We start from the raw sequence: 1,795 nt of genomic DNA on the forward strand, positions 1-1,795 counted from the left end.
GAAGTGATACGATTAGAGGGTTGGCGTTTTCGAATAAAGATTACGTGATCGAGTATAGTACGTTATCAGAAAATGATATTGGTGTTGATTTAAGTAAGTATGATTTTGTAAAGCGATTAACCGAGGATAGCAGCCTGTCGTGGGCGGTTGGTATGCCCATCGCGCGGCGGTCGTTTTCCGCGTCGGACGGGGCGGTTGTCCAATCGTCTTTTATCCCCTTTGCTTATGCTGATCGCGATTTACGCGGTCGGTTACGGTCGGTAACGGTCGCTCTTCTGAATATTGACGCGCTCCAACTGCAATATGCGGCGCTTCTTCAGGATTATCAGGCCGAGATTCGCATTTTGCGATTCGATGGCACACCCCTGATTGTCACCCGCAATGAAGAGGCAGACACGGCACGCGGTACGGATATCACCGTTCCTATATTTAAGGAGTTTTTGCCGGATCGGGAGCGGGGGACCTTTCAGACCGGCGGCAAGAATGGCAGCGCAGCCTCGATCGTTAGCTTTCGCGTTACCCGCCGATGGCCTGTCGTTGTGGTCGTGGGGCTCGACAAGCAGGCAGCGCTGGAGACTTGGCGCCAGGAAAGCCTTTTGGTTGGGGCGGCGAGCGCGCTATTCCTCGCCTTGATGGGTTTGGCCATTCTTGTGACGGGGCGACAGCTTAGGGTTGTGCGTCAGCAAACCGATGCCTTGCGCCGGGCGCGTGAACTGGCCGACGGGGCCAATCAGGCAAAATCGGCCTTTCTTGCCCAAATGAGCCATGAAATCCGCACCCCGATGAATGGCATCATCGGAATGGCGGGCCTGCTTGGCGATACGCTTCTATCGCTCGATCAGCGCCGATCCATCCAAATCATTCAAAACTCGGCCGAATCCCTGATGCGGCTTATCAATGATATTTTAGATTTCTCGCGCCTTGAGGCTGGGAAAATAACCCTCGAAAATGCGTCCTTCGATCTCGTCGAAACCATCGATTCGATTATCGCTCTCGTGGAAACGGACGCCCGCGCGAAAGGGGTTCCGATCCACGTCGACATCGCGGCGGACATCGATCCCTGGCGCGTGGGGGACGAGGGGCGCTTGCGGCAAATTCTGCTGAACCTGATGGGGAACGCGGTAAAGTTTACCAGCGAGGGCCGCATCACTCTAAACGTCACCCTAGCGGCACCCAATTGGTTGACCTTTGAGGTGATCGATACCGGGGTTGGTATCCCGTCCGAGGCGTTGGGTCGGCTGTTCCAGCAGTTCGAACAGGGGGAGGCGACCACCCATCGGCGCTATGGGGGCTCGGGGCTTGGGCTTGCGATCTCGCGGCGGCTGGTTACGGCGCTGGAGGGGCGAATTAGTGTTGAGAGCGTCTATGGCAAAGGCAGCCGCTTTAGCGTCAAACTGCCCTTGGCCGTATCGCAGGAGCCGCGCCCCGCGCCCCTCGAAACGCCGGTGTCGACCGCCCCCGTTCGCGCGCTGCGAATACTAATTGCCGATGATAATCTTACCAATCAACGGGTTCTGAGGGGGCAGTTAGAAAAACTCGGGCATAGTTGCGAAACCGTGTTTGACGGGATCGATGCGGTGAGCGCCGTTCAGGAAAGGCCCTTCGACCTCGTTCTGATGGATATTCAGATGCCGGAAATGGATGGCGTGACGGCGACCCAGCATATTCGGAAATTAGGGGGGGCGCTGGCGCAGATTCCGATATACGCCGTAACCGCCAATGCTTTTCCGGGTGATATGGAGAAATATCTCCAGGCCGGTATGAACGCGGTGCTCGCAAAACCGATTCAACTCAA

General features: G+C 56.4%; 1 protein-coding gene. It reads left to right on the forward strand.

Translation table 11 applies throughout. The features are described from left to right. Positions 1-152: 152 nt before the first annotated feature. Positions 153-1,795: ATP-binding protein (locus VZ95_RS18735; RefSeq protein ID WP_156995414.1), on the forward strand; the 1,643-nt coding region annotated here is incomplete at its 3' end.

It is taken from the genome of Elstera litoralis, from assembly GCF_000963705.1.
GTDB lineage: Bacteria > Pseudomonadota > Alphaproteobacteria > Elsterales > Elsteraceae > Elstera > Elstera litoralis.